Annotated in this window: 4 protein-coding genes; 1 reads left to right on the forward strand and 3 read right to left on the reverse strand. The window is 70.2% G+C overall.

What is annotated here, in order from left to right; genetic code table 11:
• Positions 1–3,004 (reverse strand): bifunctional proline dehydrogenase/L-glutamate gamma-semialdehyde dehydrogenase PutA (putA, locus tag FHD68_RS16980; RefSeq protein WP_139086312.1); only part of this gene is annotated, 3,004 nt, incomplete at its 3' end.
• Positions 3,005–3,110: 106 nt separating this feature from the next.
• On the opposite strand from putA, the gene FHD68_RS16985 reads away from it, so the two are divergent.
• On the forward strand, positions 3,111–3,575 hold the full coding sequence (locus FHD68_RS16985) for an Lrp/AsnC family transcriptional regulator (protein ID WP_127899493.1): 465 nt from the start codon (positions 3,111–3,113) through the stop codon (positions 3,573–3,575).
• On the opposite strand, the gene selB is transcribed toward FHD68_RS16985, so the two are convergent.
• Both selB and selA read right to left on the reverse strand, forming a co-directional pair.
• Complete coding sequence (gene selB / locus FHD68_RS16990; RefSeq protein WP_127899492.1) at positions 3,572–5,458, reverse strand: selenocysteine-specific translation elongation factor; 1,887 nt, start codon at positions 5,456–5,458, stop codon at positions 3,572–3,574. The two genes, FHD68_RS16985 and selB, sit on opposite strands and share 4 nt — an antisense overlap.
• On the reverse strand, positions 5,455–6,682 hold a 1,228-nt coding region (selA, locus tag FHD68_RS16995), incomplete at its 5' end, for an L-seryl-tRNA(Sec) selenium transferase (RefSeq protein WP_139086314.1). The genes selA and selB, both read right to left, overlap by 4 nt.

The raw sequence follows: 6,682 nt of genomic DNA on the forward strand, positions 1-6,682 counted from the left end.
CAGGGACGGGACGGGTCAGCGCCGCAGCCAGGCGGTCGGTGCTGTCGGCCCCGGTCCAGTCCGTCGCCGCGGCGGCGGGGGCTGCGGGCGCGAACAGCCGCGTCAGGTACTGCGGGCCGCCGGCCTTGGGTCCCGTGCCCGACAGGCCCTCTCCGCCAAAGGGCTGGCTGCCGACGGTGGCGCCGACCTGGTTGCGGTTGACGTACAGGTTGCCCGCATGGACCGCCTGCGTGACCTCCTGCACCCGGCTGTCGATGCGCGAATGCAGCCCGAAGGTCAGCCCGTACCCCGTCGCGTTGATCGCCGCCACGACCCGGTCCAGGTCACGCGCCTTGAAGGTCGCGACATGCAGGACGGGGCCGAAGATCTCGCGCTCCAGCGCCTGGATGCCGTCGATGCGGATCAGCGTGGGCGGTACGAAATGCCCCGTGGCGGGCGCCGCGATCTGGTGCAGGATCCGGTCGCGGTTCTGGTCCAGATACGCCAGGATCCCGGCCTGCGCCTCGGCGTCTATGACCGGGCCGACATCGGTGGACAGATCCCACGGGTCGCCCACGCGCAGCTGGTCCATCGCCCCCTGGATCATCGCGATCAGGTGCGGGGCCACGTCCTCCTGCACGTAGAGGCAGCGCAGCGCCGAACAGCGCTGGCCCGCCGACCGGAAGCTGGAGGCGATGATGTCGCGCACCGCCTGTTCGGGCAGGGCCGTGCTGTCCACGATCATCGCGTTCAGACCGCCCGTCTCCGCGATCAGCGGGGTGCCGGGGGCCATGTGGTCCGCCATGCTGGCGGCGATCAGCCGCGCCGTATCGGTGCCGCCGGTAAAGACGACGCCCTTGATGCGCGGATCGCGGGTCAGCGCCGCACCGACCGTCGCGCCGTCGCCCGGCAGCAGCTGCAGTGCGTCGGCGGGAACGCCCGCGCGGTGCATCAGGCGCACGGCAAGGGCGGCGATCAGCGGGGTCTGTTCGGCCGGCTTGGCCAGCACCGCGTTCCCCGCCATCAGTGCCGCCGCGACCTGTCCGGTGAAGATCGCCAACGGAAAGTTCCAGGGGCTGATCGCAGCGATGATCCCGCGCGGGGCATCCGTGCGGCCCTCGCCCTGCTGAGCGTAATAGCGCAGGAAATCCACCGCCTCGCGCAGTTCGGCCACGGCGTCGTTCAGAGTCTTGCCCGCCTCGCGGGCCAGGATGCCGAAGATCGGGCCGAAATCAGCCTCGAACAGGTCCGCGGCGCGGCGCAGGGTCGCGGCCCGTTCCGAGGCAGGGGCCGCCCAGGGGCGGGCCGCATCGATGGCGCGGGTCACCGTGGCCTCGTCCGCCTCGGTGACGGTCGCCAGGATGTCGCCGGTGGCGGGGTTCAGCACCGGGCTGGCCTGTCCGGTCGCCGCCTGCGCGGTCAAGGGGCCGGCATCGGCGATGGACCCGTCACGGGCGGCAAAGATCCGGTCCAGCTGGTCGCGGGCGGCCAAGTCAAAGCCCTGCGCGTTCACGCGGCCCGCGCCATAGATCGCATGGGGCGCCAGCAGGGTCGCGGGGGCCTGGGCCGTCGCCAGCGCGTCGAAGGGATCGCGGGCGATCTGTTCGGGCGTCACGTCCAGATCGACGATCTGGTTCACGAAGCTGCTGTTCGCGCCGTTCTCCAGCAGGCGGCGCACCAGATAGGCCAGCAGGTCCTGATGCGCGCCGACCGGGGCATAAATGCGGCAGGCGGTGCGATGATCGCGCATGACGATGTCGTGCAGCCGCTCTCCCATCCCGTGCAGGCGCTGGAATTCGAAGGGCGCATCGCCCGCAAGTTCCAGGATGGCCGCGACGCTGTGCGCGTTGTGCGTGGCGAATTGCGGATAGATGCGGTCGGTCATGCCCAACAGCCTCTTCGCCAGCGCGACATAGCTGACATCCGTCGCGGTCTTGGAGGTGAACAGCGGGAAATCCGGATGCCCTTCGACCTGGGCGCGCTTCATCTCGGTATCCCAATAGGCGCCCTTGACCAGGCGCAGCATGATGCGGCGGTCGTGGCGGACCGCCAGCGCGTGCAGCGCATCGATCATCGGCCCCGCCCGCTTGCCATAGGCCTGCACGACCACGCCGAACCCGTCCCATCCGGCCAGATCGGGGTCCGGCAGGACGGCCTCGATCACCTGCAGCGACAGGGCCAGGCGGTCTTGCTCCTCGGCGTCGATGTTCAGGCCCATGTTCGCCGCACGCGCCCGGCGGGCCAGATCGCGGACCACGGGGACCAGTTCGGCCATCACCCGATCCTCCTGCGCGACCTCATAGCGGGGGTGCAGCGCCGACAGCTTGATCGAGATGCCGGGGTTCCGGGCGACGGAGCCATGCGTGCAAGCGCCGGCGATGGCCGCGATGGCCTTGCGGTATTCGTCGGCATAGCGGTCGGCGTCGCGGGCGGTCATCGCCGCTTCGCCCAGCATGTCATAGCTGTAGGTGTATCCCTTGGCCTCCTGACCCTTCGCCCGGTCCAACGCGGCGTCGATGGTCTGGCCCAAGACGAACTGGCGTCCCATCTCGCGCATCGCGCGGGTGACGGCGGTGCGGATCACCGGCTCTCCAAGGCGGCGGACCGCGCCGCGCAGGGTGCCGGCCAGACCGGGCTTGCTGTCGTCCAGCACCCGCCCCGTCAGCATCAGCGCCCAGGTCGAAGCGTTGACCAGGCTGGAAGAGCTGTCGCCCAGGTGGCGGCCCCAATCGGAGGGGGCGATCTTGTCCTCGATCAGCGCATCGATGGTGGCACGGTCGGGCACGCGCAGCATCGCCTCGGCCAGGCACATCAGGGCCACGCCCTCGCGGGTGGACAGGCCGTATTCGGCCAGCATCAGCTCCATCATCGTGGGCCTGGATTCGGCGCGGATGCGGCGGATCAGGTTGGCCGCGCGGTCGCTAATCCGCGCACGGGTATCAGGCGACAGCGCCGCATCGCGGACCAGCCGGTCCAGCAGGGGCGCTTCGGGTTGGAACTTGGCGGAAAAGGAAAGGTCGGTCATGGCGGCACCCCTGTCTGATATCGGCAGAATATCGCGTGCCGTCTGGACGATGGGACCAATGATGGGCAGGATCGCAGCCATATCGTCCAATCACGGGGCATAAGACGTGACCGAAATCCTGGACCCGATCAATCGCCGCATCCTGGCGGAACTGGTGGCCAACGCCCGCATCCCGGTGACCGAACTGGCGCGCAAGGTCGGCCTGTCCAAGACCCCCGTGGCCCTGCGCATCCGCCAGCTGGAGGAGGCGGGGCTGATCACCGGATACCGGGCCATCCTGTCGCCCGTGCGCCTTGGCCTGACCCATGTCACCTATGTCGAGATGCGCCTGTCGGACACCCGCCACAAGGCGCTGGAATCGTTCAACGCCGCCATCCGCCTGATTCCCGAGGTCGAGGAATGCTACATGATCGCGGGGGGGTTCGACTATCTGCTCAAGGTGCGGTCGCGCGACATGGCCGATTACCGTCGCATCATGGCGGAAAAGCTCTCCGCCCTGCCGCATGTCGCCTCGACTTCCAGCTATGTCGCGATGGAGGCGGTGATCGAACAGGGCATCGCCCCGATCTAGCCGAACAGGTCCAGCCGGTGCGGGTTCAGGCGGCGCAGATCCCCCCGGCGCAGCGTGACGCCGTGCCGGTCGAAGAAATCCAGGATCTCGATGGCGACCTTGCGGCCGTTCTGAACGCGGTCGCGAAACAGGGGGGCGGTGAACCAGCCGTCCGGCGTCGCGGCCGCCACATCGCGCAGGATGGTCACCATGTCGGCGGTCACAGCGCGCGCAAAGAAATGGTCATGCGCGATCTGGTCGGTGCGGCCCAGCTTCTGCGTCATGCGCAGCACGCGGCGCACCTCCTTTTCGTCCACCCCGAAGTCGGTCGCGAAATCGCGCACCCGCGGCGGGCGATAGCGCAAATCGCCCGTCAGGGACGGAAGGATGCGGGCCCACAGCGCCTCGTCATCGGCCGACAGGCGCACCTCGTGGCCGGGCAGGCGCAGAAAGGCGCCGTCGGGGACGATCCGGCCGGCATCCGCTTCGCCCCGCAGCAGCGCCAGATAGGCGTCCTTGGGCAGCCGCGGCGTCAGCGCCAGGCGCAGCCGTTCGCGGCCCATGCCCGGCAGGTCGGGGTTCTCGGCGTGAAAGGCGGACAGCGCGTCGATGATGCCCCGCTGCAGCGCGTCCAGATGCGCGGGCGACAGGGCCAGCCCCGCGACGATCCGTGCTCCGGACAATGCCGCGGCCGCATCGGCGGGCGACAGGGCGCGGTCGCGCACAAAGACCGCCGAATCGACCGGGCCCACCGCCAGCATCGCTTGCAGCGGATCGGGGGCTTGGGCGGCGTCGATCAGCGCCAGCCGTTCAGGGGTGCGCCGTTTGCGGGCGGGAGGGCGCAGGTCCAGGAAATGCCCGCCGCCGATGGTGCGGCTGGCCGACACGTCGCGCAGGATGAACCGGTCGCCGATGGTCGCGGCGATGGGACGGTCTAGCACGATCTGGACCGGACCGCTGTGACCGGGAGCGATGGGGTCGCCCAAAGGCACGATCCGCGCGCCCAGTTCGGCGGCGTGGCTGTGCAGGCGGGCGGGAAACCACGTGCCGATTGGCTTCGGCTCCGTGTCCAGCACGGTCAGGACGGCATCGATCCGTTCGGTCGGCGCATGCAGCGCGGGGGCCAACACGATGTCGCCCCGATGGATCGCGTCCTTGGCGACTGCCTCTCCCGCCAGGTTCAGGGCGCAGCGTTGCCCGGCAAGACCGTGGGTCGCCTGCCGGTTCTGTGCATGGATGCCACGGACCCGCGCCGCGATCCCCGACGGGCTGATCGTCACCAGATCGCCGACGGCGACCTGCCCGGACAGCACCGTGCCGGTCACCACCGTCCCTGCGCCCTGCAGGGTGAAGCTGCGATCGACCGCCAGGCGAAAGCCCGCATCGGCGGCGCGATGGGCCACCTGCGCCTCGGCGGCGATCAGGGCGTCGCGCAGGCTGTCCACGCCCTCGCCGGTCAGGGACGACACAGGGATGATCGGCGCATCCGCCAGCCCGCTGTCGGCCAGGGCGTCGCGGATCTGGGCCGTGACTTCGGCGCGGCGGTCGGCATCGGCCAGATCGGCCTTGGTCAGCGCGACCAGCCCCTGCGACAGGCCCAGCAGGTCCAGGATCGCCAGATGCTCTCGCGTCTGCGGCATGATGCCGTCATCGGCGGCCACGACCAGCAGGGCCAGGTCGATCCCGCCCGCGCCTGCCAGCATGGTGTGGATCAGCCGTTCGTGCCCCGGCACGTCGACGAAACCTGTGACGGTGCCGCCGCCAAGATCGGCATAGGCGAATCCCAGGTCGATGGTGATGCCTCGGGCCTTTTCCTCTGCCAGGCGGTCCGCATCGGTGCCGGTCAACGCCTTGACCAGCGCGGTCTTGCCGTGGTCGATATGCCCCGCGGTTCCGACGATCACGTCAGCGCCTCCAGCAGGTCACGGTCGTCGTCCAGACAGCGCAGGTCCAGGATCAGCGCGCCGTCGCGGATATGGCCGATGACCGGACGCGGTCGGTCGCGCAGCCACGCCGCCAGGCGGTCCGGCGCGTCGCCGCCCGCCCCGCTGATCCGCAGCCCGGCGGACGGAATCGTGTCCGTCGGCAGCGAGCCCGATCCGATCTGGCTGGCGCAGTCCGTTGGAACGACCCGATGATCGGGCAGCAGCGCCGCGACCTGCGGCGCCAGACGCGCGGCCTGCGCCGCGATGTCGGCCTGCGAACGGGACAGCATGCGCAGCACGGGCAGCCGCTGGTCCAGCCGGTCGGGGTCTCGATAAAGGCGCAGCGTCGCCTGCAGCGCGGCGATGCGGATCTTGTCCAGCCGCACGGCGCGCTTCATGGGGTTCCTGTTGATCCGCGCGATCAGGTCGCGCCGGCCCACGATGAACCCCGCCTGCGGCCCGCCCAGCAGCTTGTCGCCTGAAAAGGTGATCAGGTCCGCGCCTTCGGCCACGGCTTCGGCGACGGTGGGTTCGCGGCGCAGGCCCCAACGGGACAGATCGACCAGCGACCCCGCGCCCAGGTCGTTCAGCATCACCACCCCGGCATCGCGCGCGATGGCGGCCAGGTCCGGGGGCGGAACCTCGGCGGTGAACCCCTCGATACGATAGTTCGATGTGTGGACCTTGAGGATCAGCCCGGTCCGGTCGGTGATCGCGTCGCGATAGTCGCGGGGGTGGGTGCGGTTGGTCGTCCCGACCTCGACCAGCCGGGTGCCGGCGCGGGCCATGATGTCGGGCATGCGGAATGCGCCGCCGATCTCGATCAGCTCGCCGCGCGAGACGATGCTGTCACGGTCTTGGCCGAAGGTGTTCAGCGCGATCAGGACGGCGGCCGCATTGTTGTTGACGATGGTCGCGTCCTCGGCCCCGGTTAGCTCGCACAGAAGACCGCGCAGATGGTCGTCACGCTGGCCGCGCCCGCCGGTCGCCAGGTCGAATTCCAGTGCCAGCGGCGCGGCCATTGCGGCGGAGGCGGCCTCGATCGCCTCGTCCGCTAGGATCGCACGGCCCAGGTTGGTGTGCAGAACGGTGCCGGTCAGGTTCAGGATCGGGCGCAGCTGCGTGACCGCCGCCGCCGCCAGATCGGCGGCCAGCAGGTGCGGCAGGCGTGCGGCCTCGGCCGCGCCGTCGGCCCCGTCGCGG

The sequence above is a fragment of the Paracoccus marcusii genome, from assembly GCF_006151785.1.
GTDB classification, from domain to species: Bacteria; Pseudomonadota; Alphaproteobacteria; order Rhodobacterales; family Rhodobacteraceae; genus Paracoccus; species Paracoccus marcusii.